This window comes from Streptomyces sp. JHA26, from assembly GCF_002005565.1.
Classification (GTDB): domain Bacteria; phylum Actinomycetota; class Actinomycetes; order Streptomycetales; family Streptomycetaceae; genus Streptomyces.
Genome location: NZ_BDJC01000025.1, coordinates 71292 through 95977, shown reverse-complemented (window position 1 = coordinate 95977; position 24686 = coordinate 71292). Strand labels below are relative to the sequence as shown.

Genomic DNA, 24686 nt, shown 5'->3' with positions numbered 1-24686 from the left:
CCGTGCCGGCCCAGGTCGGAGAGCGTCGCGGCGAGGTTGCCCAATCGTAGGGCGGTGGTGGGGTGGTCTGGTCCCAGTGCCGCTTCGGTGATGGTCAGTGCCCGCTCTTCCAGCGGCAGTGTCAAGGGTGCCTGGCCGCGGCTGCGGAGGTAGACGGAGGTTTCCCCCAGGGCTGTGGCCAGCCCGAAGTCTTTGCTGTCGTCGGGGTGATGGGCCGTCACTGCCTGGAAGTGGGGCAGGAGGCTGTGCCAGATGGGCCACCCTGTCACCTCTGCGGGATTGCCCGGCGGCACGGCGTCCAGTAGGAGGGACAGGGCGGTGGTCAGCGGTGCGGAAGGGGGTGCGGCGAGAGGACGTCCAAGCAGTCGGTGGACGAGGCGTCGGCGGCGGGTGGGTGCTGCGGGGGGTGGCGGTGTGGTGATGCGGACGACGCTTTGGACGAGGCGGTGGGTGGTGACGGTCGAGTCCGTCAGCGTGATCATGCTGTAGGCGGCGAGTACGCCCAGGGCGTGGTCGACGGCCCTGCGGGTGGGCAGGGCGGTGTCCAGGACGCTGCGCAGCAGGGGGTCCGGGGCCATGTGGGCCAGGATGCGCAGCAGATGCACCGCGTGCGGGTCGGCCACTTCCACGGCTTTGAGGGTGACGCTCCACACCTGCGACACCGTGCGCTGCTGGGCGTCGCCGGGGGGTGTGGTGGCGAGGATGTCGGCCGGGTCCTGACGGAGTTCGGTCAGGTAGTCGCCGGCAGAGGTGCGGGTCTGTGCCAGGTAGGCGCCGGCCTGCTGCAGGGCGAGAGGCAGGTGACCCAGTTCCTCGGCCAGTTCTCCGAACGCGGTGTCGTCGGCTCGGGTGCGGCCGGTGATGCCCTCCAGAACCGCCATGGCGGCGTCCGGAGTAAGGGTGTCCAGGCACAGGGGGGCGCCGAAGTTCTGCCAGGGCAGGTCGCGTCTGGTGGTGATCACCACTTGGCCGGTGGTCAGCCGGCCGAGGTAGGGGGCCAGGTCGGCGGGGTCCTCCGCGTTGTCCAGTACCACCAGCCAGCCCGACCGACCCTGCAGCCACAGCAGGGCCCATTCCGCGGCTTCCTCCAGCGGCAGGGCCGCGTGTACCGGGTTGAGGGCGGTGGCCAGGCCCGCCAGCCCTGCCACGATGCCCGCCTCGGTCTCCGCGTCGATCCACCACACCGGACCGCCGCCGGCGGCGAGGAACGCCCGCGCGTGGTGGAGCACCAGCGTGGACTTGCCCACCCCGCCCAGACCGCGCACGCTCTGCGCCACCACTCCCGTGCCCGTCGAGGGGACGGCGGCCAGGGCCCGCAGCTCCTCGTCCCGGCCCTCGAACACCGGACTGTCGTAGGCGGGCAGGTTGTTCAACTTCTCGATGGCTGCGCCGTCGAGCGCCGGCCCCATGGCGCCCGGCGGCAGCACAAGGGTGCGCTGTTCGATCCGGGCGTCGTTCCCGGTGGCTATCACCCCCGGATTGCTGCTTGCGGACGCGGTCCGGGTGCCGGAGGCGGATGAGGGGGTGGGATCGGCGTTCACCGCTGGATGTCGCCGTTGTCCCCGGTCACGATGATCCCCGAGTTGTCCCCCGTGGCCACCGACCGCTCGCCCGACGCCGTGTTCCTGCTCCCCCCTCGGGGCGGGGACGGGGGGGTGGAGCCGATCGCGGACGATCCCCACGCCACCAGTACCGCGGCGAGCACCGCCCCGGCGCCCGCTCCCGCGCCGATCCGCTCCGGCCGGTCCCAGGGAAGCAACGCATCCCCCAGCCACACGCACAGCCCGAACACCACCAGCGAACCGACGGCCAACAGGAGCCATCGTGCGGTCCGATTCATGTGACGCCCCCTCAGACGAATCGCCGGGTTTCATCTTCCCACCGGCGTCTGTCTCGTGCTCGTCCCTCGCGGCACATCACGTGAAACCAGGTGACCGCCCCTACGGCACAGCCGCGGCAAGGGCACGGTAGTGACCGGTGGTCCACGCCGGAGGCTGCTCCACCGACATCCGCGAGTGACAACGGAGACCGGGGCCTCCTTGTCGCGGTCCGGGGCGAGGTCGGAGCACCGCCGGAGTCGGCGCACCGCCGGACGCGCTCACTTCGCGTCCGCGTAACACTCCACCACCGCCGTCGTGAACGGGAACCGTACCGGCGTCCGGCCGAAGGTGAGCCTGCCCGCCAGGTCGGCCGCCTCCCGGATCGCCGTGACGACGGCGTCGGCCTCCTCCCGCGGACAGTGCACGATCACCTCGTCGTGCTGGAAGAAGACCAGCTCGGCCGCCAGGTCCGCGCAGGCCTGCCGCAGGGCGGCGAGCATCAGCAGGGCCCAGTCGGCGGCGCTGCCCTGGACGACGAAGTTGCGGGCGAAGCGGCCCCGCGCGCGGGCGTCGGTGGAGGCGTGGCCCGGCACCCACCCCTCGGGGCCGGGGGCGTCCTGGGGCATGCCCGCCTCCTCGGCCGGGTCGTCGCCGGTCGTCCCGGCCGCCGGCGGGCAGGTGCGCCCCAGCCAGGTCCGCACCAGCCGGCCCTCCTCGCCCGCGCGGGCCGCGTCGTCGACGTACGCCACCGCCCTCGGGAAGCGGCGCCTGAGCGCCGCGAGGTTCTTCAGGCCGTCGCCGGAGGTCTGGCCGTACACCGCGCCGAGCACGGCGAGCTTGGCCTGGGCGCGGTCCCCGGAGAAGGCCCGGTCGGACACCGCCTGGTAGAGGTCGGTCTCCCGGCCGGCCACCTCCATCAGCCCGGGGTCGCGGGAGATCGCGGCGAGGACGCGCGGCTCCATCTGGTCGGCGTCGGCGACGACGAGGCACCAGCCCGGGTCGGCCACGGCGGCCCGCCGGATCACCTTGGGGATCTGCAGCGCGCCCCCGCCGTTGGTCACCCACCGCCCGGTGACGGTGCCGCCGGCGAGGAACTCGGGGCGGAAGCGGCCGTCGCGCACCCAGTCCTGCAGCCAGGACCAGCCGTGGGCCACCCAGATCCGGTACAGCTTCTTGTAGGCGAGCAGGGGCTTCACGGCCGGGTGGTCGACCGATTCCAGCTCCCAGCGGCGGGTGGACGTGACCTTGATCCCGGCTCGGGCGAACGCCCTGACGACGTCAGCGGGCAGATCGGGCCGCACCCGGTGCCCGAACGCGGCGGACACCTCCTCCGCCAGCTCGGCCAGGCGGCGCGGCTCGCCTCCGCCCGCGTACCGCTCGCCGAGCAGGTCGTGGAGCACCTCGCGGTGCACGTCGGCCCGCCAGGGCAGTCCGGCGCGGTTCATCTCGGCGGCGACCAGCATCCCCGCCGACTCGGCCGCCGTCAGCAGGCGCAGCCGGTCGGGGTGCGCGGACCGGTCGTGGCGGCGCTGCTGCTCGGTGTAGACGGCGAGGAGGTCGTCCAGGGGCACGTGCACGCCCTGCGGTTCGAACAGCGGGGACTGGGCGGCCGGTGCGGCGGAGCGCTGGGGCGGGTCGGGTGGTACCGGGCCGCCGCGCAGGCGGGCGAGGGCCGCGGCGGCCGAGTGCGGCTGCCCGTACCGCCCTTCGTGGCCGAGGAGGAGGGTCTCGGCGGCCTCGATGTCGTAGCACCGCTCCACCCGCACCCCCGCGGCGAGCAGGCGCGGGTAGATCTCCGCGGTGGAGCGCCAGACCCACCGGGTGACGTCCGGGCGGGCGCGGACGGCCTCGGCGAGGTCGGGCTCGCGCCGCACCGGTCCGGCGGGCAGCCCGTCGGGGCCGAGGGGGGCGACGTCCACGCCACCGTCCTCGGCCGTGGCGAGCGCCCACCGGTCGGCCATGCCGCGAGTGTGACAGGAGGGTCCGACATCGGCCCGTGGACGGGGGCGCGGCGCGGTTGCCCCTGCCCGGGCGCCCTTGCCGTGGAAGCGGCGGCCTCAGCTGCCCTCTGCCCCGGCAGCCCCCCGCCCCGACTCCTCGGCCGTCTTCAGGAACCGGTCCACCGTCTCGGTGACGTACCGCTCGACCGCCTCCTTGCCGATGCCGAGACCGCTCAGCACGCCCTCTCCGTGCTCGTGCTCCAGCAGGGCGAGCAGGATGTGCTCGGTGCCGATGTAGTGGTGGCCGAGGCGCAGGGCCTCGCGGAAGGTGAGTTCCAGGACCTTCTTGGCCGCCGGCCCGTAGGGCACCAGCTCCGGGGCCTCGTCGGCGGCCGGCGGGAGCGCCGCCAGGGCCGCCTCGCGGACCGCGTCGAGGGGGACGCCCTGCCGGGCGATCGCCTTGGCGGCCAGGCCCTCGCGCTCGGTGAGCACGCCGAGGAGCAGGTGCTCGGGCAGGCCCTCGGCGGCACCCGCGGCCACGGCCTCGTTGTGCGCGGCCATCACCGCGTTGCGCGCGCGGGGCGTGTAGCGGCTGAAGCCCTGGCTCGCGTCGAGGTCGGCCGACTCCTTGGGCACGAAGCGCTTCTGCGCCGCCTGCCGGGTGACGCCCATGCGCCTGCCGATGTCCGTCCAGGACGCGCCCGAACGCCGGGCCTGGTCCACGAAGTGGCCGATCAGGTGGTCCGCCACCTCACCGAGGTGCTCGCCGGCGATGACGGCGTCCTGGAGCTGTTCGAGCGGCTCCGCGTGCGCCTTCTTGATCGCGTTGATGAGGTCGTCGAGACGTACGGATGACGTGATGCTGCTCGGGTTCGTCGTCATGTGTCAACCGTAGGTTGCGCCCCGGGCACTGTCAACCGATGGTTGACAGTACCCGGTCGTGTCCGGAAGGGCCGGCGGCGACTACTTCGGCGAGGCCACCGCCAACCGCACCGCCAGCCCCGTGAACACCGTCCCGGAAGCGATGTTCAGCCAGCGGTTCACCCGGGCGCTGCGCCTGAGCAGGCCCGCCAGCCGACCGGACAGCAGCCCCACGCAGCCGTCCCACAGGAAGCCCATCACCACCAGCGTGCCGCCGAGCAGCAACAGCTGACCGGGGACGTGTCCGAGGCCGGGGTCGACGAACTGCGGCAGGAACGCCACGTTGAAGAGGATCACCTTGGGGTTGAGCAGATTGGTGATCGCGCCCTGCCAGAAGGCCCGCCGCATCCCCGCCCCCCTCGGCGCCGCGTCCTCGTCCGGCACCGACCGGTCCCGGAACGCCTTCACCGCCAGGTACAGCAGGTAGGCCGCGCCCGCCCAGCGCAGCACGTGGTACAGCGTCGGCAGCGTCGTGAACAGCGCCGACAGGCCGAGCGCCGCCGCGACCGCGTGCACCAGCATCGCGCAGGCCACGCCGAACGCCGCCATGACGCCCGCCGCGGGCCCGCCCCGCCCGCCCATCGCCACGATGAACATCATGTCGGGCCCCGGAGTGACGCACAGCGCGAAGGCGGCGACGAGGAACGCCGCGTAGAGAGTCGTGTCCACCATGCGTGCCATGCTCGTCGCCGCGTGCCACGCAGACGACCGGATTTCCGCGGACCGAGACGCGCCGCGGCCCCGTGTCCGGGACCGTGGCACCATCACCGGGTGAGCACGTCCAGCACCGTCGACCGCGCCTTCGGGGCCGCCCTGTACGACACCGACGACACCGCCCTCGACACCGCGGCCTCGCTGCTCGCGGCCGACCCGGCGGCGGACGCCGAACTGGCCCGGCGAGGCGAGGAGTTCGTGGCCACGGCCTGGCGGCGCGGCTGGCAGCCCGCCGACGTCGTACGGATCGTGCGGCGCGAGCTGGACGACGTGCACGTACGGCTGGCGGCCGGGCTGATCCGGGCCCAGGCGGCGCACGACCGCCCGCGCGGCCCCCGCTGGGCCGCGCAGCTGGAGGACCTGGCGGACCAGGGGGCGGCGCCCCGCACGGACCGCTTCTCGCACGCCACCGCCGTACTGGAGCTCTACCGCCTGCTGCTGCGCCTGCCCGTGCTGGAGCCGTTGGAGGCGGAGGCGCCGCGCCACGGGCCCCGGTCGGAGTCGCGCGCCCTCGCCCGCATCCGCGCGCTGCTCGCCAAGGCGGAGGCGACCGGCTATCCGCAGGAGGCGGAGGCGCTCAGCGCCAAGGCGCAGGAGCTGATGGCCCGGCACAGCGTCGACGAGGCGCTGCTGTCGGCCCACGCGCCCTCGCCCGACGCGCCGGGCGCCTGCCGGATCGGGGTGGAGCCGCCCTACGAGCAGGTCAAGGCGGTGCTCCTGGACGCGGTGGCCGACGCCAACCACTGCCGGGCGGTGTGGAACGAGGCCCTCGGCTTCTCCACCGTCGTCGGCTTCGAGGCCGACCTGGAGGCGGTGGAACTCCTCTACACCTCCCTGCTGGTGCAGGCCGAGACCGCGATGACGAAGGCGGAGGCCGCCCAGCGCGCCGGCGGGCGCAAGCGGACCAAGACCTTCCGTCAGTCCTTCCTCGCGGCCTACGCCCATCGCGCGGGCACCCGTCTGCGGGCCGTCGCCGAGCGGACGGCCGCCGAGCGGGCGGCCGCCGGGGCCGGGGCGGCGGACGCCGATCTGCTTCCCGTCCTCGCCTCACGCGAGGTCGCGGTCACCGACCGCCTGGAGCGGATGTTCCCGGAGACGACCACGACCCGGCTGCGGGGCGTCGACGACGCGGCGGGCTGGACGGAGGGCACCCGCGCCGCCGAGCGGGCCCGGGTGGGCCGCCGGCGCCCGCTGCCCGGGCGGTAGGCCCGGGTACCGCCGGCCGGTCAGTCCCCGGCGCGCTGGAACGCGCTCACCGTGACGTCCGGTGTCCCGCCCTCCATCGCCACCTCGCCGTACGACCACGGGAAGCGGTGGGTGGCGGCGTCACCGGGCAGGGCGAACTCCGCGGCCGACACGACGAGACCGTCGGCGCCGCCCCGTACGTAGGTCAGGGTGAAGGTGGCCGTGCCCTCCACGGCGAGGGCCAGCCGCTGCGCGACGGCGGCCTCGTCCACGGGGACCTCGACCGGGGTGCCGTCGGCGGTGAGGGTGGCGGCGGGGAAGCCGTCGAGCGTGCACGCCGGGCCGCGGTTGGCGAGGGTCACGGAGACGGTGCCGGTGTCCCCGGCGGCCGGAGCGGGGCTCGGCGCGATGTCCACGCCCATCTCCCCGATGCGGCAGGCGGCGGGGCCGCGGTCCTCGGTCCCGCCCGGGCCGGCGTCGTCGCCGCCGCCACCGCTGTCGCAGGCGGTGAGGAGGAGTGCCGCGGTGACGGCGGCCGTCGCGAGGACGGCCGGCTTGGTGGTGCGCATGAGTGTGGTTCCTTCGTGGGTGCGGTTCAGGAGCTCGGACCGGCCGTCGGCAGTCCGGGCGGCAGCGATCCGCCCTCGGACCTGGTGTACGTCTCCTCACCCAGGGCGCCCCGCCACCTCACCCTCAGCGACGTCCCGTCGACCGACTCGACCGTTCCGCTCGCCCGGTCGTCGGTGCCGTCGGTGCACTTCAGGCGGATGGTGCGGGTGCCGGACTCCTCCCCCGCGGTGCCGCTGCACATGGAGCCGCCCGTGGCGAAGAGGGCGGCCTTGCCGCCGGTGACCATCAGGGCGACGACGTGGCCGTCGCTGGTCGTCAGCCAGCTGCCCTCCAGCCCGTCGGCGGCGGCGGACGGCGAGTCGCCGCCGGTACCGCCCGTGTCCGCGCTCGACGGGGCGCCGGGCGTGGCCGAGGACGCGCCGCCCTTGCCCGGGGCGTCCTCGGAGTCACCGCCGTCGGTGCACGCGGTCAGCGTCAGCGCGCCCACCAGGGCGACGGCCGCGGCGGCCGCCCGGACGGACCGCCGCGCGTGCACGTGGGCGCCGCCGGGGCGGTCCGCGCGGACAGCCGTGCGAGCCGCGTCCGCCGTGCTCGTCGCGTTCGCCGTACTCGCCGTGCTCTCCGCAGTCACCAGTGTCACCGCAAGCTCCAAGCTGTAGCCGGACGGTCGGGTGGGCCCCACGTCAGCCGCAAGCTACCAGGACGACGTGCGAACTCCCGGCAGACGTCCGGTGGGGTCCGGTGGCGCCGCGCGTTCTCCGCATGTTCCGCACATCCCGGGGCATACGCGGGAACGACTTCCTCGGAGCGGACGTCAAAGTGAGCGAGGGCTTCGGCGAAGCGGTCGTCGACGCTGTAACCGGAGTGACACTGCGCGTGCACGTGCATTTGCCCATGCAGATGCACGTGAACAAGGTTATGATCCGGACCAGTTGACCACTGCATCAATGGCCACACCAGCCAGTGCACCACCGGGGAGCGACCTGTGGACCACGACGTGTACGACGTTGACGATGCATCCGGCGTCTACAACGGCATGGCCGCCACGCAGCTGCACGACGTGGCCTGGCAGAAGAGCCGGCACAGCAACTCGCAGGGCTCCTGCGTGGAGTTCGCGCGGCTGCCCGACGGCGGCGTCGCGGTGCGCAACTCCCGCTTCCCCGACGGCCCCGCGCTCGTCTACACGCGTGCGGAGATCGAGGCCATGCTGCTGGGCGTCAAGGACGGCGAGTTCGACCACCTGATCGCGAGCTGATCGCGAACTTACGTGGTTCGAACGTGAGTTGGTCACGATCAACCCGCGGGTCGACCACAGGCCGACCGCGGGCCGATCGTGGACCGACCGCGCCCGGACTGGCGCGCGGTCACGGCCCGGGGGCGCGACGCGGACGCCCGTGAACGGTCAGGCGGCGGGCTGCCGGAGCCGGAACAGCGCCCACACGACCTTGCCCCCCAGCGTGCCGGCGAGCGGGTGCCAGCCCCAGCTGTCGCTGAAGGAGTCGACGAGGAACAGGCCGCGGCCCGACTCCGCCGAGAAGTCGCCGGTGTCCCGGGCGACCGGGCTGTCGTGACTGGGGTCGCGCACCGCGCACACCAGCCGCTCGGTCCAGTGCATCAGGTGCAGCCGCACGGGACCGTCCCGGTCGGCCGACCACGGGGCGCCGGCCGGCAGCGCGTGCCGCAGGGCGTTGGTGACCAGCTCGGACACGACGAGGCAGACGTCGTCGAAACGGTCGCCCAGTTCCCAGTCGTCGAGCGTCCTGCTGGTGAACCGCCGGGCCTCGCGCACCGCCTCGTAGCGGGGCGGCAGGGCACAGGATGCGGCGTGGGAGACGGCCGTGGGGTCGAGTGGGGGAAGGCCCTGCCGTAACGGCTCGAGCATGGTCGATCCATTCGTCCCCATGCGAGGCACTCCCGGGAGTTCGCGGTCGTAGCGATGCGGCGCGGTGGTGCGGGACCATGGTTTCGGATGCGTTCCACAGATGCAAGGGCAGATGCACGTGCACGTGACCGAAATGGACCCGCACGTGCCGCTTGTTGGGTAATTTTTCCGCCCTCTTCGCGACCTCTTCACCTCGTATCCGGGGGGGACGATGTCGACTCACCTCCCGAATCCGCGTGTTCCCTGTGGCGCGATTCCGTTTCCGTAACCGGGTGAGTACAGCTCGGAGTGTTTTAGTGGCAGACTTCGGCCCTGGAGACGGCTGGGGAGGCTGGCGAACGTGAGCGCGGGAGAGCCCGGATCGGTGGTGCGGCGCATGCTGCTCGGATCACAACTCAGGCGACTGCGTGAGACGCGGGGGATCACGCGCGAGGCGGCGGGCTACTCGATCCGCGCCTCGGAATCGAAGATCAGCCGGATGGAGCTGGGCCGGGTGAGCTTCAAGACGAGGGACGTCGAGGACCTGCTGACGCTGTACGGCATCACGGACGAGCAGGAGCGCGCCTCCCTGCTCTCCCTGGCCAAGGAGGCCAACGTCGCGGGTTGGTGGCACAGTTACTCCGACGTACTGCCCAGCTGGTTCCCCACCTACGTGGGCCTCGAGGGCGCGGCGTCACTGATCCGCGTGTACGAGGTGCAGTTCGTCCACGGACTGCTGCAGACCGAGGAGTACGCCCGCGCCGTCGTCCGGCGCGGCATGAAGGGGGCGAGCGAGGAGGACGTCGAGCGGCGGGTGGCGCTGCGCCTGGAGCGGCAGAAGCACCTCGTCGCCGAGAACGCCCCCGAGTTCCACATCGTCCTGGACGAGGCCGCGCTGCGCCGCCCGTACGGCGACCGCGCGGTGATGCGCGGGCAGCTCCAGCACCTGATCGACATGTCCGAACGCACCAACGTGCGGCTCCAGGTCGTGCCGTTCGGCCTCGGCGGCCACTCGGGCGAGAGCGGCGCGTTCACGATCCTCAGCTTCCCCGAGTCCGACCTCTCGGACGTCGTGTACCTGGAGCAGCTCACCAGCGCCCTGTACCTGGACAAGCGCGAGGACGTCACCCAGTACGAGGCGGCGCTCAAGGAGCTTCAGCAGGACAGTCCGGGACCGGACGAGAGCCGGGACATTCTGCGGGGTCTCCTCCAACTCGCCTGAAACACAAGTACGATGACGCCCCATCAGGTAGCCGTCCGGGCGGCAGCTAGGGGATTGAGGGATCACATGTCGTCGTACTTCACCGACCTCGCCCAGCAGTACATCGACGGCGAGTGGCGCCCGGGCACCGGCTCCTGGGACATCATCGACTTCAACCCGTACGACGACGAGAAGCTGGCCTCGATCACGATAGCCACCGTCGGCGAGGTCGACGCCGCGTACCGGGCGGCCGAGCGGGCGCAGAAGCAGTGGGCGGCGACGAACCCGTACGCGCGCCGCTCGGTGTTCGAGAAGGCGCTGCGGCTGGTGGAGGAGCGCGAGGAGGAGATCAGCGAGGCGATCGTCGCCGAGCTGGGCGGCACGCGTCTGAAGGCCGCCTTCGAGCTGCACCTCGCCAAGGAGTTCCTGCGCGAGGCCGTCCACCTGGCGCTGCGTCCCGAGGGCCGGATCATCCCCTCGCCGGTCGACGGCAAGGAAAACCGCGTCTACCGGGTGCCGGTCGGCGTCGTGGGCGTCATCAGCCCCTTCAACTTCCCCTTCCTGCTCTCCCTGAAGTCGGTCGCCCCGGCCCTCGCCCTCGGCAACGGCGTCGTCCTCAAGCCGCACCAGAACACGCCGGTCGTCGGCGGCACCCTGGTCGCGAAGCTCTTCGAGGACGCCGGCCTGCCGGGCGGCCTGCTCAACGTCGTGGTCACCGACATCGCGGAGATCGGCGACGCCTTCCTGGAGCACCCGGTCCCGAAGGTGATCTCCTTCACCGGCTCGGACGCGGTGGGCCGTCACGTCGCCACCGTCTGCGCCGCGCACTTCAAGCGCTCGGTGCTCGAACTGGGCGGCAACAGCGCCCTGGTGGTCCTCGACGACGCCGACGTCGACTACGCGGTCGACGCCGCCGTCTTCAGCCGCTTCGTCCACCAGGGCCAGGTCTGCATGGCCGCCAACCGCGTGCTGGTCGACCGCGCGGTCGCCGACGAGTTCACCGAGAAGTTCGTCGCCAAGGTGAAGACCCTCAAGGCGGGCGACCCGAGCGACCCGTCGACCGTCATCGGCCCGGTGATCAACTCCTCGCAGGCGGACGCGCTGGCCGGCGTGGTCGAGCAGGCACTCGCCGAGGGCGCGACCGCCCTGGTGCGCGGCACGACCACCGACAACCTCGTCACACCGTCGGTCCTGACCGGCCTGCCCGCCGACTCCGCCCTGCTGAAGCAGGAGGTCTTCGGCCCGGTCGCCTTCCTCGTCCCCTTCGACGGGGAGGAGGAGGCCGTGCGCCTGGTCAACGACACGCCCTACGGCCTGAGCGGTGCGGTGCACACGGGGGACGTCGAGCGGGGTGTCCGCTTCGCCCGGCAGATCGACACCGGCATGTTCCACGTCAACGACGGCACCGTGCACGACGAGCCGATCGTGCCCTTCGGCGGCGAGAAGCACTCCGGCATCGGCCGTCTCAACGGCGACACGATGCTGGACGCCTTCACCACGCAGAAGTGGATCTCGGTGCAGCACGGGCGCAGCGCGTTCCCGTTCTGAAGCACCGGCAAGACGCCGCCCCGGGGCCGGTCACGAGGATCCGGCCAGGGCGAGGACGACGTTGTGACCGCCGAAGTCGAAGGAGTGGCTGACGGCGACACGGACGTCCTGCCGGCGGGGCTCGTCGGTGACGCAGTCGATGTCGAACCCGGGCGCCGGGGCGTCCAGGTTCGCGACCGGCGGCACCGTGCCGTGCTGCACCGTGAGCACCGTCAGGGCGGCCCCGACGTCGCCCGCCGCGCCCAGGCTGTGGCCGACGACGACGGCGACCCGGTCGCCGTTCCACGTCCGCGGGTCGAGCCCGGCGTCGCGCACCGCCTCCCGGGCGGCGAGCACCGCCAGCACGGCGTTGCGTGACATGCGCCAGGCGGCACGTCCGACGCGCCGGTCCAGGGCCTCGCGGGAGAGGGGTACCCGGCAGGAGAAGTCCACGGGCAGACCGGCCAGCTCCGGATCGTGGGCGGCCGCGCTGCCCGCGCCCCGGCAGACCGCGTCCCAGGTGGCGTCGGCGTCCTGACCGGCGGGGGTGAGCAGACCGACACCCGTGACGGCGACCGGCGCGGTCACGACGGGGCCACCCTCTCGGCGTTCTCGGTGGTCCCCGTGTTCCCGGCCGTCTCCCCGGACGCGCGCGACGAGCTGCTGGGCACGCTGGCGGACCTCCCGGAGGACCGTGCGGTGGACAAGATCACCGACACGATCACCCGGCTCCTCGCGGACGTCCTGCAGACCGATCCGGCCGGCCTGGACCCCTCGCTCAACGTCACCGACCTCGGCCTCGACTCGCTGCTGGGGGTGCAGTTCCTGACGCAGGCGAGAGAGCTGTTCGACATCCGCCTCGGACCGGCCGACCTGGCCACCGGCCGCACGCTGTCCCACTTCGCCCGCCTGATCCACCAACGGCTCGACCTGGGCACCGGCGCGTAGGCGCCTCCGCAACAGGCCCTAACCTGGACCCCATGTCAGCGATCCGTCTCCTGGTGCTCGGCGCGGTCCGCCAGCACGGGCGGGCCCACGGCTACCAGGTGCGCAACGACCTGGAGTACTGGGGCGCGCACGAGTGGTCCAACGCCAAGCCCGGCTCGATCTACCACGCGCTGAAGCAGATGGCGAAACAGGGACTGCTCCTCGCGCACGAGATCGCGCCGTCCACGGCGGGCGGGCCGCCGCGCGTGGAGTACGAGATCACGGAGCAGGGCACCGAGGAGTACTTCACCCTGCTCCGCGCCTACCTCACCGCCTACGACCAGCGGCCGGACGTGCTCACCGCCGCGATCGGTTTCATGGTCGACCTCCCGCGCGAGGAGGCCCTCGCGCTGCTGGAGGAGCGGGTGCGGAAGATCGAGGAGTGGCGGGCCGCCGTCACCGACTACTACACGCCCGAGGAGGGGCCCGGTCAGCTCGGGCACATCGGCGAGATCATGAACTTCTGGGTCCACTCGGCCGACTCCGGCGCCGCATGGACGCGGGGTCTGATCGAGCGCATCCGGGGCGGGGCGTACACCTTCGCCGGTGAGGGCGAGCCGTTCGTCGGCGTGCTGGCGGAGGGTGAGGAGAACCCGTACGCGACGGGGGAGCGGCACCCCGGGGATGTCGACTGATCAAGTTTGACCAACCGCATGAGCGGGGATACCCTCGACGTCGGTAGTCAAGTTTGACTAATAGGGGAGGCTCAGTGGCCGACGCGGCGATCACCGTCGAGGGGGCACGCAAGAGGTACGGCGGCAAGGACGCACTGGACGGACTCGACCTGACCGTCGCGCGCGGCACGGTCCACGGCGTACTGGGCCCGAACGGCGCGGGCAAGACGACCCTGGTCCGGATCCTGTCCACCCTGCTGCGGCCCGACGCGGGCCGCGTCGAGGTGGCGGGGCACGACGTCGTCGCCGAGGCGTACGCGGTACGGCTGCGCATCGGCCTGCTCGGCCAGCACGCGGCGCTCGACGAGGAGCTGGGCGGCCGGCAGAACCTGGAGCTGTTCGGCCGCCTGCACCACCTGGGCGCCCGGCGGGCCCGCGCCCGTGCCGACGAACTGCTCGCCCGCTTCGACCTCACCGACACCGGGCGCAAACCGGTCAGCACCTACAGCGGCGGCATGCGGCGCCGCCTGGACCTGGCCGCGTCCCTCATCACCGAACCGGAGGTGCTCTTCCTGGACGAACCGACCACGGGCCTCGACCCGCGCGGCCGCGCCGAGGTGTGGGGCTCGGTCCGCTCCCTGGTCGGCGCCGGTACGACGGTCCTGCTCACCACCCAGTACCTGGAGGAGGCCGACCAGCTCGCCGACCGCATCTCGGTCGTCGACGCGGGCCGGGTCGTCGCCGACGGCACGGCGGACGAGCTGAAGGCCGCCACCGGCGGCGACCGCGTCGACGTCGTCCTGCGCGACGCCGGCCGGCTGGACGCCGCGGTGGCCCTGCTGCCGCTGACCGACGTCCGCGTCGACCCCGACCGCCGGCTGCTCAGCGCCCCCGTCACCGACCGCATGGCCGCGCTCTCCGGCGTCGTACGGGCGTTGGAGGAGGCCGGTATCGAGGCCGAGGACGTGGTCCTGCGCCGCCCGACCCTGGACGAGGTGTTCCTGCACCTCACCGACCGCACGAAGGAGGCCGCGTGAGTACGAGTGCTCCGAACGCCATGTCGTACGCCCTGTCCGACTCCTGGACCATGACCCGCCGCGAGCTGGCCCGCTGGGGACGGCAGCCGGTGACGGTCGTCGTCAACCTGGTCTTCCCGGTCATGCTGCTGCTGATGTTCGGCTACCTGGTCGGCGGCGGCCGGGGCGTGAGCGGCGAGTACGTCGACTACCTGGTCCCCGGCATGCTGGCCCTCACCATGGCCTTCGGCCTGGAGGGCACCATGATCGCCGTCACCCGGGACCTCAACAAGGGCGTCGTCGACCGCTTCCGCTCCCTGCCGATGACCAACGGTGCCGTCCTGGTGGGCCGTTCCGCCGCCGACATGCTCCAGTCGGCGCTCGGCCTCGCCGTGCTGACCGGCGTCGGGTACGCGCTGGGCTGGCGGGCCCACGGCGGCCCGGGCGCCTTCCTGGGCGCGGTGGGCCTGCTCCTGCTCTTCCGCTTCGCCATGCTCTGGATCGGCATCTTCCTGGCCCTGGTGGCCGGGAAGCCCGAGCTGGTGCAGGCGGTGCAGATCCTGGTCTGGCCGGTCGGCTTCCTGTCCAACGCCTTCGCCACGCCCGACTCCATGCCCGGCTGGCTGGGCACGGTCGTCCAGTGGAACCCGATGTCCCAGACCGCCACGGCCGTCCGCGACCTCTTCGGCAGCCCCGGCGGCGAGTCCGGTCACCTCTGGGCGGCCACCGCCTGGCCGCTGGCGCTGCTCGCGGTGTTCTTCCCGCTGGCGGTGGCGCGGTTCGCGCGGCTGAGCCGGTGAGGGCGGGTGAACCGGTGGGGGCGGGTGAGCCGGTGGGGGCGGGTGAGCCGGTGAGGGCGGGGCGTCGACACCCCGCCCCGCCGTCCCCGTGCGCGACTCGAAGAACGCCCGCGGTCCCGCAGTGATCGCCCCGCCCCGGCCCGGCCGACGCTCGTCACGACGGTCAGGAGCGGCGCCCTCCTCTCCTGACCGGTCGGCGGAGCCGTCAGTGGTGGAAGCCGGTGGCCGCACCTTTGTCCCGGGTCAGCGGGCCCGGCTGGCGCCGCAGGTCCGGCAGCAGCCGCTCCAGGTCCTCGACGAGCAGGTCCGCCATGTCGGCCGAGAAGCCGTTGCGGCACACCACCCGCAGCACCGAGAGGTCCTCGCGGTGCTGCGGGAAGGTGTAGGCCGGCACCAGCCAGCCGCCCTCCCGCAGCCGCCGGGACACGTCGAAGACGTCGTACGCCGTCACGTCGTCGGCGGTCGTGAAGGCGAACACGGGCAGCTGGTCACCGCGCGTCAGCAGCCGGAAGTCGCCGAGCGCCTCCACCCGCTCGGCGATGCTCCGGGCGATGTCCCGGGAGGCCTGCTGAACGGCCCGGTAGCCCTCGCGGCCCAGCCGCAGGAACGTGTAGTACTGCGCGACCACCTGCGCGCCGGGCCGGGAGAAGTTCAGCGCGAAGGTCGGCATGTCGCCGCCCAGGTAGTTGACGCGGAACACCAGCTCCTCCGGAAGCGCCTCCGAGTCCCGCCACAGCGCCCAGCCCACCCCGGGGTAGACCAGCCCGTACTTGTGCCCCGAGGTGTTGACCGAGGCGACCCTCGGCAGCCGGAAGTCCCACACCAGGTCCTCGTCCAGGAAGGGCGCGACCATGGCGCCGGAGGCCCCGTCGACGTGCACCGGGATGTCGAGCCCGGTGCGCTCCTGGAGGGCGTCCAGGGCGGCGCACAGGTCGGCGACCGGCTCGTAGGAACCGTCGAAGGTGGAGCCGAGGATGCCGACGACCCCGATGGTGTTCTCGTCGCACAGCTCGGCCGCCGCCTGCGGGTCCAGGTGGAAACGGTCGCCCTCCATCGGCACCTGCCGGGCCTCCACCTCCCAGAAATTGCAGAACTTGTCCCAGCAGACCTGCACGTTCACGCCCATCACCAGATTGGGCCGCACGTCCTTCGCCGGGTACCGGTCCGCGTTGCGCAGCGCCCAGCGCCGCTTCAGCGCCAGACCGGCCAGCATGCACGCCTCGCTCGACCCGGTCGTCGAGCAGCCCACGGCCGCCGACGGGTCGGGCGCGTTCCACAGGTCGGCGAGCATCGCCACGCAGCGCCGCTCCAGCTCGGCGGTGCGCGGGTACTCGTCCTTGTCGATCATGTTCTTGTCCCGGCACTCGCCCATCAGCACCCCGGCCTGCGGCTCCATCCAGGTGGTGACGAAGGTGGCCAGGTTCAGCCGGGCGTTGCCGTCCAGCATCAGCTCGTCGTGGACCAGCCGGTACGCGGTCTCCGGCGGCAGCGGGGACGGCGGCAGCCGGTGGGTGGGCGGGGCCTCGATCATGCCGCCGAGCGGGTTCGTCACCGCGTGGAAGGGGTTCACGGCGAGCCGGCGCCGGTCCCGGTCGTCGTGGGGCGAGCGGGGACCCTTGTGCAGTGACATGCGACCGACGGTAGGTCCGGGCCGGGCGGCACGCATCCGGACTTGCACCTCACGTCACGTGAGGCGGCAGCGTGGAGGGCGTCGGAGAAAGGAGCGGAAGTGAGCTACTCCGTGGGACAGGTGGCCGGCTTCGCCGGAGTGACGGTGCGCACCCTGCACCACTACGACGACATCGGCCTGCTCGTACCCAGCGAGCGCAGCCACGCGGGCCACCGGCGCTACAGCGACGCCGACCTCGACCGGCTGCAGCAGATCCTGTTCTACCGGGAGCTGGGCTTCCCGCTCGACGAGGTCGCCGCCCTGCTCGACGACCCGGCCGCGGACCCGCGCGCGCACCTGCGCCGCCAGCACGAGCTGCTGACCGCCCGGATCGAGAAGCTGCAGAAGATGGCGGCGGCCGTGGAGCAGGCCATGGAGGCACGCAGCATGGGAATCAACCTCACGCCCGAGGAGAAGTTCGAGGTCTTCGGCGACTTCGACCCCGACCAGTACGAGGAGGAGGTCAAGGACCGCTGGGGCGACACCGACGCCTACCGCCAGTCCAAGGAGAAGACCGCCTCGTACACCAAGGAGGACTGGCAGCGCATCCAGGACGAGGCCGACGAGCTCACCCGGCGCTTCGTCGCCCTGATGGAGGCCGGCGAGCCCGCCGACTCCGAGGGGGCCATGGACGTCGCCGAGGACCACCGGCAGGGCATCACCCGCAACCACTACGACTGCGGGTACGAGATGCACACCTGCCTGGGTGAGATGTACGTCTCGGACGAACGTTTCACGCGAAACATCGACGCCGCCAAGCCGGGCCTCGCCGCCTACATGCGCGACGCGATCCTCGCCAACGCCGTCCGGCACACCTCCTGAGCGGTGGTCGTGGCCCGGGTCTCACTCCCGGGCCACGACCACCGCCGTCCCGTACGCGCACACCTCGGTGCCCACGTCCGCCGCCTCGGTCACGTCGAAGCGGAACGCCAGCACCGCGTTGGCCCCGCGCGCGCGGGCCTGCTCGACCAGCCGCTCCATCGCCTGGTTGCGGGTCTCGACCAGCGTCTTGGTGAGCCCGCGCAGCTCACCGCCGACCAGCGACTTCAACCCGGCACCGATCTGGCTCCCCAGGTGCCGGGAGCGTACGGTCAGTCCGAAGACCTCCCCGAGCACCTCCTGCACGCGGTGCCCGGGCAGGTCGTTCGTGGTCACGACGAGTACGTCGGGCTGAGGGCCCTGTCCGCCGCCGTATTCTTCGATACCCATGGTTCACAGGGTTCCCCGCCCGGACGCACGGTGCACCCCTCGGACGACCGTGGAACCCGGGCCCCGACGGCCGCGTTGATACGTTGGGGCAGCCAAGCCCCAGCCCGCCCCCCAGTGCAGGAGCCACAATCCCGTGACCACGCTTGCGCTCGGCCCCGAGTGGCTGAGCCCGGACTACCTGATCGAGACCTTCAGCCTGGCCGGCATCCTGCTGATCGTCTTCGCCGAGTCCGGTCTCTTCGCGTTCCTGCCCGGCGACTCGCTGCTGTTCACGGCGGGCCTGTTCGTCGCCCAGGGGCAGTACATCAGCCAGCCGCTGTGGCTGGTGTGCACCCTGATCGTGGCCGCCGCCGTCCTCGGTGACCAGGTCGGCTACATGATCGGCAAGTTCTTCGGTCCAAAGCTCTTCAACCGGCCCAACTCCAGACTCTTCAAACGGGAGAACCTGGAGAAGGCCCACGAGTTCATGGAGAAGTACGGCCCCAAGGCGATCGTCCTGGCCCGCTTCGTGCCGATCGTGCGCACCTTCGCCCCCATCGTGGCGGGCGCCGGCCGCATGAAGTACCGCACGTTCCTCACGTACAACGTCATCGGCGGCATGGCCTGGGGCACGGGCGTCACCCTCGCCGGCTACTGGCTCGGCCAGATCGAGTTCATCCGCACCAACGTCGAGGCGATCCTCGTCCTGATCGTCGTGGTCTCGGTCGTCCCGATCGGCATCGAGTACCTGCGCGAGCGCGGGAAGAAGAAGCGCGCCGCAGCGGCAGAGCCGGCCACTCCGGCGGCCCCGCAGCAGCACCAGCCCCAGCCCCGGTCCTCGTACCCGGTCATGGACGACGCCACGACCCAGCTCCGCAGAGTGGACCCGTACGACCAGCCGCAGCAGCCGCAGCAGCCGCAGCAGCCGCATCAGTACCAGCAGCCGCAGCAGTACGACCAGTCGCAGCAGCACCAGCAGCAGCCCCAGCGGTACGACCAGTCGCAGCAGCCGCAGCAGTACGACCAGTCGCAGCAGTACCAGCAGCCGTACGCCCAGCAGTACCCGCAGGGCTACGGCCGGCAGCCCCACGACGGTCAGCAGACCGGACAGGACCCTTACCACCAGGGGTACTGAGACAGCCCGAGGAGGCGCGGGGAACCACGCGGCGAGCCACGACGAACCGGCCACCCGCCGACGATCCCCGCACCCCGAACCGCACCCCGAACCCGGGGACGGTCGGCCCTAGAAGCCGCGGGTGCGTTTCGCCGCCCGCCTGCCCGCGGCGCTCGCCGCACCCGGCACCTTCAGGAACAGCCGGGAGATCTCCCCACCGAGATTCACCCCGATGGCGATGGCCATGGCGAGCGCCACCGCCTTGGACAGCGACAGCAGCCCCTCGTCCACCTCGCTCTGCGCGATCGCCAGCAGCCCGAAGTACGTCGCCGAACCGGGCAGCAGCGGCCCGATCGCCGCGGTCGTGTACGGCAGCGCCGACGCGAACCGGTACCGGGACATCAGCTGCCCGAACAGGCCCACCAGCCCCGCCGCCGCGGCCGTGGAGGCCACCGGCGAGATCCCGCCGGTGTAGTGCATGGCGCCGTACACGCACCAGGCGACGCCACCGTTCAGGGTCACCGCCAGCACGGTGGACCGCTCCTGCTGGAGCAGGATCGCGAAGGCCAGCGACAGCAGCATCGAGGCGAAGATCTGCACGACCGGCTCGTCGCCCGTGCCCAGCGCGGCGTCCGGGTTGAGCTCGGCACCCAGCTGGACGCCGAAGTACAGCACCACCAGCACCCCGCCGACGATGCTGACGAAGAAGTACATGACCTCCAGCAGACGCGCGGCGGCCGTGATGTAGAAGCCGGTCAGGCCGTCCTGCACGCCCGCGACCAGGGCCCGCCCCGGCAGCAGCGCGAACAGGCCACCGGTGATGACCGCGGACGCCTTCACGTCGACGTGCGTCAGCGTCAGCGCGATGCCGATCGCGGCCGGCGGCATCGCGGCCACCGCGAACTGGTAGAACTCCGGCAGCCCGCGCCCCGCGCACAGCCACGCCAGCCGGTCGCCGAGCATCGCGCCGAACAGCGCCGCGAAGAACACGACCACGTCACCGCCGACCAGCAGCGAGGCCGCGCCGGCCAGCGCACCGCTCGCCGCGGTCAGGACCCAGGTCGGGTACGGGTGCCGGTTGCGGCGGATCTCCGCGAGGCGCCGGTAGGCCTCCTCCAGGGAGATGTGCGTGTCCGGGTCGCTGAGGTCGTCCACCAGCTGGAACACGGCTGCGAGCCGCGTGTAGTCGGTGCCCCGGCGGCGCACCGTCCGTGACGCCGTCACCGGGTCGTCGACCAGGGACGGCTGGTGCGAGACCGACAGCAGCGTGAAGGTGACGTTCGGCTCGCAGCGGTCCAGGCCGTAGGAACGGCAGACCGCGAACATCGCCGCCTCCACGTCCTCGGCGCCCTCACCGCCCGCCAGCAGCAGCTCCCCGATGCGCAGCGTCAGGTCGAGCACGCGCGGTACGGCGGGGCCCGCCTCGTCGTCGTGCCGCTGCGCCGTCTCCGGCGCGGGCCGCTCGGCCACCGGCATGCGCAGCATCAGGCGCATCCGGTCCTGCCACGGCACGTCCTTGGTCAGGCTCACCGCCGGGAACCCGCCCGCCGGGGTGAACGCGGCCGGCGCACTCCACGCGCTGTACGTGTTCGGCGTGCTGAACGCCGACCCCTCCGCCTCGGCGGGCGGCGCCGGGGGCACGTCCAGCCCCTCCGGCAGCGCGAACTCCGACGTCGTCTCGGACTCCGATCCGGTGGGCCGCGGGACGGCCAGCCCCTGCGGGATCTCGAACTCCGACGTCGTCGACGACTCGCCGTCGGCCGACGCCGCGACCCCGTGGGGTGGCCGGAAGGCGCTGTGCGCCTCGTCCGACTGCGGCTTGCGGTCCTCGGCCTCCGTCACCTGCGTAACGCTCCCTGGTACGAACACACCCTCCTGTAGCCCTCAGTATGCGCACCCAAACGTGAACGGGCCGCACGCGCTCGCGTGCGGCCCGTTACGGGAGGGGTGACCGCTCAGTGGCCGCCCTGCTCCTTGAAGCGCTTGTAGGACCGCTCGATCTCGGCCTCCGCGTCGACCCGGCCGACCCAGTTGGCGCCCTCGACCGACTTGCCCGGCTCCAGGTCCTTGTAGACCTCGAAGAAGTGCTGGATCTCCAGGCGGTCGAACTCGGACACGTGGTGGATGTCCCGCAGGTGCTCCACGCGCGGGTCGGTCGACGGCACGCACAGCAGCTTGTCGTCGCCGCCGGCCTCGTCGGTCATGCGGAACATGCCGATCGCGCGGCAGCGGATGAGGCAGCCCGGGAAGGTCGGCTCGTCCAGGATGACCAGCGCGTCCAGCGGGTCGCCGTCCTCGCCGAGGGTGTTCTCGACGAAGCCGTAGTCGGTCGGGTAGGCGGTCGAGGTGAACAGGCGGCGGTCCAGGCGGATACGACCGGTCTCGTGGTCCACCTCGTACTTGTTCCGCGAACCCTTCGGGATCTCGATCGTGACGTCGAACTCCACCGGACGCTCCTCCATGATCAGCACATAGTTCTGGTGGTTAAGTGTCCCTCACGCAGGTGTGTGATCGCGAAAGGGGCTGGTGGTAGTGCCAGAGCTGAGGCCTTGGCGGGCCGCGGGACCGCGCGTGGCGCGGGCCGCGAGCGCCGTACGACCGCGTCTCGCACGCGCCGCCCGGTCCGCCGGACCGCGTCTGACGCGGCTCGCGCGGGCCGCGGCACCGCAGCTCGCCCGCGGGCCGAAGACCTGGCAGTACACCGCCGGCGCCGCCACCGCCGGGCTGGCACTGGCCGCCGGTGTGGTGACCGCCGTCGGCCCCTGGGACTCCACGGGTCAGCGTACGGCCGAGCGGGACCGGGCAGTCGCCCGTGCACACACGGGTGGCGCAGATCACGGTCGCGGGACCGCCGGCCCCGGTGCGGCCTCCGGGACGCCCCGGCCCGCCCCCAGCGCCGCGTCCGTGCTGACCGCCCTCGCCGGCACCTCCGGCGCCGTTCCCGGCGGCGTCAGGGCGGCGCCGCGCGGCGAGGCCCTCGCCGACGCCCTCGGCCCCCTCCTCGCCGACCCGGCGCTCGGCACCCGGAACGGGGCGGCGGTCGTCGACCTGACCACCGGCGAGCGCCTCTACGGACGGGGCGCCGGCACCCCCCTGACCCCCGCCTCCACCACCAAGATCGCCACAGCGGTCGCCGCCCTCGACGCCCTCGGCCCCGACCACCGCCTCACCACCCGCACCGCCCTGGAGGCCGGCACGGGCGAACTCGTCCTGGTCGGCGGCGGCGACCCCACCCTCACCGCCCGCGCGGACGATGGGGGCACCTCCCGCTCGAGCGAAGCCGAGAGTGGGGGAGGCCTCGCGAGCCTGCGCACCCTCGCCGAGAAGACCGCCGCGGCCCTGAAGAAGCGGGGCGTGCGCGAGGTGACGCTGTCGTACGACACGACGCTCTACGCCGGTACGGAGACGCACCCGATCGGGGTCAACGAGAACCTCGCCCCCGTCACCGCCCTGATGGCCGACGAGGCCCGCACGGACGACTCCGGCAGCGGCCCGGCCCCGCGCGCGGCGGACCCGGCGGCGGACGCGGCCCGCGCCTTCGCGGGCTTCCTGGGCGAGCACGGCGTCACGGCGTCGTCCCCGGGCCCCTCCAAGGCCACGGCCCGCGCCGCCACCCTCGCCACCGTCTCCTCGCCCCCGCTGTCCGCCCTGGTCGAGCGGATGCTGACCAACAGCGACAACGACATCGCCGAGGCACTGGCCCGCCACACGGCCCTGGCGACCGGGCACCCCGCCGACTTCGACGGCGTCTCCGCCGCCCTCACCGCCCGGCTGAAGCGGCTCGGTCTGCCCGTGCGGGGCGCGGTGTTCCACGACGGCAGCGGCCTGGACCGCACCGACCGCATCACCGCCGACCTCCTCACGGCCCTGCTCGCCGAGGCGGCCGACCCCGCCCGGCCCGAACTCCGCCCGGTCCTCACCGGCCTCCCCGTCGCCGGCTTCACCGGCACGCTGAGCGGCCGCTACGCGGACGGCGCGGCCGGCCTCGTCCGCGCCAAGACCGGCACCCTGACCGGCGTGAACACCCTCGCCGGCACCGTGGCCACCCCCGACGGCCACCTCCTGGCCTTCGCCTTCCTGGCCCACGACACGACGGACCCCCAGGCGGCCCAGACGGCCCTGGACGAAGCGGCGACGGCCCTGGCGTCCCCGGCGCCCGCATAGCCGCGGGCGTGCTCGCGGGCGGAGCCGCGCCTCCCCGGTGCCCGAACGGCCCGGGAGGTGTCCCCCAGGGCGAGGAGGGGCCCCGCCCCGCGGCGACGCCGCCCGCCCGCGAGCACGCCCCGTCCCGCCGCCCGCACGGCCTGCCCCCGACGGCGGCGCTCACGTACCGTTGAGGAATGACGAGCATCGGCGCATCTTCCGGCATGGTCGACTGGAATCTCGCGGTGGCGACCGCGACCCGGCTCGTGCGGCCGGGCCCCGAGGTGAGCCGCGACGAGGCCCGGGCCGTCGTCGCGGAACTCCGCCGCCACGCCAAAGCCTCGGAGGAACACGTCCGGGGCTTCACTCGTATGGCCACCGACGAGGCCCACGACACCCCCGTCCTCGTCGTCGACCGCCCCGGCTGGGTCCGGGCGAACGTCGCCGGGTTCCGGGAGATCCTCAAGCCCCTGCTCGAGAAGATGCAGGAGCGCCGCGGCGGCTCCCCCGGCAGCGCCGTCCTCGGCGCCGTCGGCGGCAAGGTCACCGGCGTGGAGCTGGGCATGCTGCTGTCGTTCCTGTCCTCCCGGGTCCTCGGCCAGTACGAGACCTTCGCCCCGGCCACCCGCGAGCTGCCCGCCGGAGCCAACGGCGGCGGCCGGCTGCTGCTGGTCGCGCCGAACATCGTGCACGTGGAGCGCGAGCTCGACGTCGAGCCCCACGACTTCCGCCTGTGGGTCACCCTGCACGAGGAGACGCACCGCACGCAGTTCACCGCCGTGCCCTGGCTGCGCGACCACCTCGAGGGTGAGATCCAGTCATTCCTCGCGGAGACCGACGTCGACCCCATGACCCTGCTGGAACGCCTCCGCGACGCCGCCCAGACGCTCGCCGGGGGACGCCCCGAGGGCGAGGAGGACGACGGCGGCCGGTCGCTCGTCGAGCTGGTGCAGACCCCCGCCCAGCGGGAGGTCCTCGGCCGCCTCACCGCCGTGATGTCCCTGCTGGAGGGCCACGCGGACTTCGTGATGGACGGGGTGGGCCCCGCGGTCGTACCGAGCGTCGGGGAGATCCGCGAGAAGTTCCAGCAGCGCCGCGCCAAGGGCGCCTCCCGCCTCGACACGGCCCTGCGCAAGCTGCTCGGCCTCGACGCCAAGCTCCGCCAGTACCGGGACGGTGAGCGCTTCGTGCGGGCCGTCGTCGACGAGTGCGGCATGGACGGCTTCAACCGCGTGTGGACCTCGCCCAACACCCTGCCCACCAAGTCGGAGATCGCCAAACCGGCGGACTGGATCGCGCGGGTGCACCGCAAGCCGGAGGCGTGAGCCCCGCGGACCGGGCGCGAACGGATCCGGCCGTCGGCGGACGAACACCCCTTTCACCCGTCCGAGGGACCGAAAGCCTTCGACGGGCGTG

The 24686-nt window shown here is 72.8% G+C and carries 25 protein-coding genes; 12 read left to right on the top strand and 13 right to left on the bottom strand.

Annotation, left to right across the window (positions count from 1 at the left end; genetic code table 11):
* From JHAT_RS17445 to JHAT_RS17425, 5 genes are all read right to left on the bottom strand, one after another.
* A partial coding sequence (locus tag JHAT_RS17445) for a tetratricopeptide repeat protein (protein ID WP_077799107.1) occupies nt 1–1472 on the bottom strand: 1472 nt, incomplete at its 3' end.
* A 65-nt stretch (nt 1473–1537) separates the two neighbouring features.
* The gene (locus JHAT_RS17440) at nt 1538–1840 is read right to left on the bottom strand and encodes a hypothetical protein (protein WP_077799106.1); all 303 of its coding nucleotides are present in this window, start codon (nt 1838–1840) and stop codon (nt 1538–1540) included.
* A gap of 258 nt (nt 1841–2098) precedes the next feature.
* Nucleotides 2099–3781, bottom strand: a complete 1683-nt coding sequence (locus JHAT_RS17435) for a bifunctional 3'-5' exonuclease/DNA polymerase (RefSeq protein WP_077799105.1) — start codon at nt 3779–3781, stop codon at nt 2099–2101.
* Between the two features lie 96 nt (nt 3782–3877).
* Nucleotides 3878–4642 carry a Clp protease N-terminal domain-containing protein gene (locus JHAT_RS17430; protein WP_077799104.1) on the bottom strand — a complete coding sequence of 255 codons (765 nt, stop codon included), beginning with the start codon at nt 4640–4642 and terminating at the stop codon, nt 3878–3880.
* 81 nt (nt 4643–4723) lie between these two features.
* Complete coding sequence (locus tag JHAT_RS17425; protein ID WP_077799103.1) at nt 4724–5353, bottom strand: LysE family translocator; 630 nt, start codon at nt 5351–5353, stop codon at nt 4724–4726.
* 99 nt (nt 5354–5452) lie between these two features.
* Between JHAT_RS17425 and JHAT_RS17420 the strand changes: the two genes are divergently transcribed.
* Nucleotides 5453–6601 (top strand): DUF2786 domain-containing protein, encoded by a 1149-nt coding sequence (locus tag JHAT_RS17420; RefSeq protein WP_077799102.1) that lies wholly within the window; start codon nt 5453–5455, stop codon nt 6599–6601.
* Between the two features lie 20 nt (nt 6602–6621).
* Here JHAT_RS17420 and JHAT_RS17415 read toward each other — a convergent pair whose 3' ends face one another.
* Together JHAT_RS17415 and JHAT_RS17410 are read right to left on the bottom strand one after the other, a co-directional pair.
* Entirely contained in the window at nt 6622–7149 is a 528-nt protein-coding gene (locus JHAT_RS17415) for a DUF4232 domain-containing protein (protein ID WP_077799101.1), read from the bottom strand.
* Nucleotides 7150–7175: 26 nt separating this feature from the next.
* A complete protein-coding gene (locus tag JHAT_RS17410) occupies nt 7176–7790 on the bottom strand; it encodes a hypothetical protein (protein ID WP_307718351.1) in 615 nt (204 codons plus the stop codon).
* A 345-nt stretch (nt 7791–8135) separates the two neighbouring features.
* Here JHAT_RS17410 and JHAT_RS17400 point away from each other — a divergent pair, with 345 nt between their 5' ends.
* On the top strand, nt 8136–8405 hold the full coding sequence (locus tag JHAT_RS17400; protein WP_077799099.1) for a DUF397 domain-containing protein: 270 nt from the start codon (nt 8136–8138) through the stop codon (nt 8403–8405).
* A 147-nt stretch (nt 8406–8552) separates the two neighbouring features.
* On the opposite strand, the gene JHAT_RS17395 is transcribed toward JHAT_RS17400, so the two are convergent.
* Entirely contained in the window at nt 8553–9053 is a 501-nt protein-coding gene (locus JHAT_RS17395; RefSeq protein ID WP_171990939.1) for an ATP-binding protein, read from the bottom strand.
* 355 nt (nt 9054–9408) lie between these two features.
* On the opposite strand from JHAT_RS17395, the gene JHAT_RS17385 reads away from it, so the two are divergent.
* Entirely contained in the window at nt 9409–10233 is an 825-nt protein-coding gene (locus tag JHAT_RS17385; protein ID WP_077799116.1) for a helix-turn-helix transcriptional regulator, read from the top strand.
* 66 nt (nt 10234–10299) lie between these two features.
* Complete coding sequence (locus JHAT_RS17380; RefSeq protein ID WP_077799097.1) at nt 10300–11760, top strand: aldehyde dehydrogenase family protein; 1461 nt, start codon at nt 10300–10302, stop codon at nt 11758–11760.
* A 30-nt stretch (nt 11761–11790) separates the two neighbouring features.
* Here the strand turns inward: JHAT_RS17380 and JHAT_RS17375 are convergent, their stop codons facing one another.
* Complete coding sequence (locus JHAT_RS17375; protein WP_077799096.1) at nt 11791–12327, bottom strand: beta-ketoacyl synthase N-terminal-like domain-containing protein; 537 nt, start codon at nt 12325–12327, stop codon at nt 11791–11793.
* Between the two features lie 27 nt (nt 12328–12354).
* Between JHAT_RS17375 and JHAT_RS17370 the strand changes: the two genes are divergently transcribed.
* The 4 genes from JHAT_RS17370 to JHAT_RS17355 all read left to right on the top strand — a co-directional run bounded on the left by JHAT_RS17370 (nt 12355) and on the right by JHAT_RS17355 (nt 15156).
* Nucleotides 12355–12687, top strand: coding sequence for an acyl carrier protein (locus JHAT_RS17370; RefSeq protein WP_171990938.1), 333 nt, complete (start codon nt 12355–12357; stop codon nt 12685–12687).
* A 32-nt stretch (nt 12688–12719) separates the two neighbouring features.
* Complete coding sequence (locus JHAT_RS17365; protein WP_077799095.1) at nt 12720–13361, top strand: PadR family transcriptional regulator; 642 nt, start codon at nt 12720–12722, stop codon at nt 13359–13361.
* Nucleotides 13362–13435: 74 nt separating this feature from the next.
* Nucleotides 13436–14377 carry an ATP-binding cassette domain-containing protein gene (locus JHAT_RS17360; RefSeq protein ID WP_171990937.1) on the top strand — a complete coding sequence of 314 codons (942 nt, stop codon included), beginning with the start codon at nt 13436–13438 and terminating at the stop codon, nt 14375–14377.
* Nucleotides 14378–14397: 20 nt separating this feature from the next.
* Nucleotides 14398–15156 (top strand): ABC transporter permease, encoded by a 759-nt coding sequence (locus tag JHAT_RS17355; protein WP_171990942.1) that lies wholly within the window; start codon nt 14398–14400, stop codon nt 15154–15156.
* A gap of 205 nt (nt 15157–15361) precedes the next feature.
* On the opposite strand, the gene JHAT_RS17350 is transcribed toward JHAT_RS17355, so the two are convergent.
* Nucleotides 15362–16786: a glutamate decarboxylase gene (locus JHAT_RS17350; protein WP_077799092.1), complete on the bottom strand. Its 1425-nt coding sequence runs from the start codon at nt 16784–16786 to the stop codon at nt 15362–15364.
* 99 nt (nt 16787–16885) lie between these two features.
* Between JHAT_RS17350 and JHAT_RS17345 the strand changes: the two genes are divergently transcribed.
* A complete protein-coding gene (locus JHAT_RS17345; protein WP_077799091.1) occupies nt 16886–17647 on the top strand; it encodes a MerR family transcriptional regulator in 762 nt (253 codons plus the stop codon).
* A 21-nt stretch (nt 17648–17668) separates the two neighbouring features.
* On the opposite strand, the gene JHAT_RS17340 is transcribed toward JHAT_RS17345, so the two are convergent.
* Nucleotides 17669–18034 carry a YbjQ family protein gene (locus JHAT_RS17340; protein ID WP_030184065.1) on the bottom strand — a complete coding sequence of 122 codons (366 nt, stop codon included), beginning with the start codon at nt 18032–18034 and terminating at the stop codon, nt 17669–17671.
* A 133-nt stretch (nt 18035–18167) separates the two neighbouring features.
* On the opposite strand from JHAT_RS17340, the gene JHAT_RS17335 reads away from it, so the two are divergent.
* On the top strand, nt 18168–19148 hold the full coding sequence (locus tag JHAT_RS17335) for a DedA family protein (RefSeq protein ID WP_077799090.1): 981 nt from the start codon (nt 18168–18170) through the stop codon (nt 19146–19148).
* Nucleotides 19149–19256: 108 nt separating this feature from the next.
* On the opposite strand, the gene JHAT_RS17330 is transcribed toward JHAT_RS17335, so the two are convergent.
* Nucleotides 19257–20969, bottom strand: a complete 1713-nt coding sequence (locus tag JHAT_RS17330) for a threonine/serine exporter ThrE family protein (RefSeq protein ID WP_171990936.1) — start codon at nt 20967–20969, stop codon at nt 19257–19259.
* A gap of 113 nt (nt 20970–21082) precedes the next feature.
* Nucleotides 21083–21574: an inorganic diphosphatase gene (locus JHAT_RS17325; protein WP_006132604.1), complete on the bottom strand. Its 492-nt coding sequence runs from the start codon at nt 21572–21574 to the stop codon at nt 21083–21085.
* 79 nt (nt 21575–21653) lie between these two features.
* Between JHAT_RS17325 and dacB the strand changes: the two genes are divergently transcribed.
* The gene (gene dacB, locus JHAT_RS17320) at nt 21654–23291 is read left to right on the top strand and encodes a D-alanyl-D-alanine carboxypeptidase/D-alanyl-D-alanine-endopeptidase (RefSeq protein ID WP_253195523.1); all 1638 of its coding nucleotides are present in this window, start codon (nt 21654–21656) and stop codon (nt 23289–23291) included.
* A gap of 176 nt (nt 23292–23467) precedes the next feature.
* Nucleotides 23468–24595: a zinc-dependent metalloprotease gene (locus tag JHAT_RS17315; protein WP_077799088.1), complete on the top strand. Its 1128-nt coding sequence runs from the start codon at nt 23468–23470 to the stop codon at nt 24593–24595.
* Nucleotides 24596–24686 lie beyond the last annotated feature (91 nt).

Bases quoted from the DNA above. Each gene is read 5' to 3' on its own strand.
- JHAT_RS17440 (WP_077799106.1), bottom strand. From the start codon at position 1,840: ATGAATCGGACCGCACGATGGCTCCTGTTGGCCGTCGGTTCGCTGGTG.
- JHAT_RS17435 (WP_077799105.1), bottom strand. From the start codon at position 3,781: ATGGCCGACCGGTGGGCGCTCGCCACGGCCGAGGACGGTGGCGTGGAC.
- JHAT_RS17430 (WP_077799104.1), bottom strand. From the start codon at position 4,642: ATGACGACGAACCCGAGCAGCATCACGTCATCCGTACGTCTCGACGAC.
- JHAT_RS17425 (WP_077799103.1), bottom strand. From the start codon at position 5,353: ATGGTGGACACGACTCTCTACGCGGCGTTCCTCGTCGCCGCCTTCGCG.
- JHAT_RS17415 (WP_077799101.1), bottom strand. From the start codon at position 7,149: ATGCGCACCACCAAGCCGGCCGTCCTCGCGACGGCCGCCGTCACCGCG.
- JHAT_RS17395 (WP_171990939.1), bottom strand. From the start codon at position 9,053: ATGGGGACGAATGGATCGACCATGCTCGAGCCGTTACGGCAGGGCCTT.
- JHAT_RS17385 (WP_077799116.1), top strand. From the start codon at position 9,409: ATGCTGCTCGGATCACAACTCAGGCGACTGCGTGAGACGCGGGGGATC.
- JHAT_RS17380 (WP_077799097.1), top strand. From the start codon at position 10,300: ATGTCGTCGTACTTCACCGACCTCGCCCAGCAGTACATCGACGGCGAG.
- JHAT_RS17365 (WP_077799095.1), top strand. From the start codon at position 12,720: ATGTCAGCGATCCGTCTCCTGGTGCTCGGCGCGGTCCGCCAGCACGGG.
- JHAT_RS17355 (WP_171990942.1), top strand. From the start codon at position 14,398: ATGTCGTACGCCCTGTCCGACTCCTGGACCATGACCCGCCGCGAGCTG.
- JHAT_RS17350 (WP_077799092.1), bottom strand. From the start codon at position 16,786: ATGTCACTGCACAAGGGTCCCCGCTCGCCCCACGACGACCGGGACCGG.
- JHAT_RS17340 (WP_030184065.1), bottom strand. From the start codon at position 18,034: ATGGGTATCGAAGAATACGGCGGCGGACAGGGCCCTCAGCCCGACGTA.
- JHAT_RS17315 (WP_077799088.1), top strand. From the start codon at position 23,468: ATGACGAGCATCGGCGCATCTTCCGGCATGGTCGACTGGAATCTCGCG.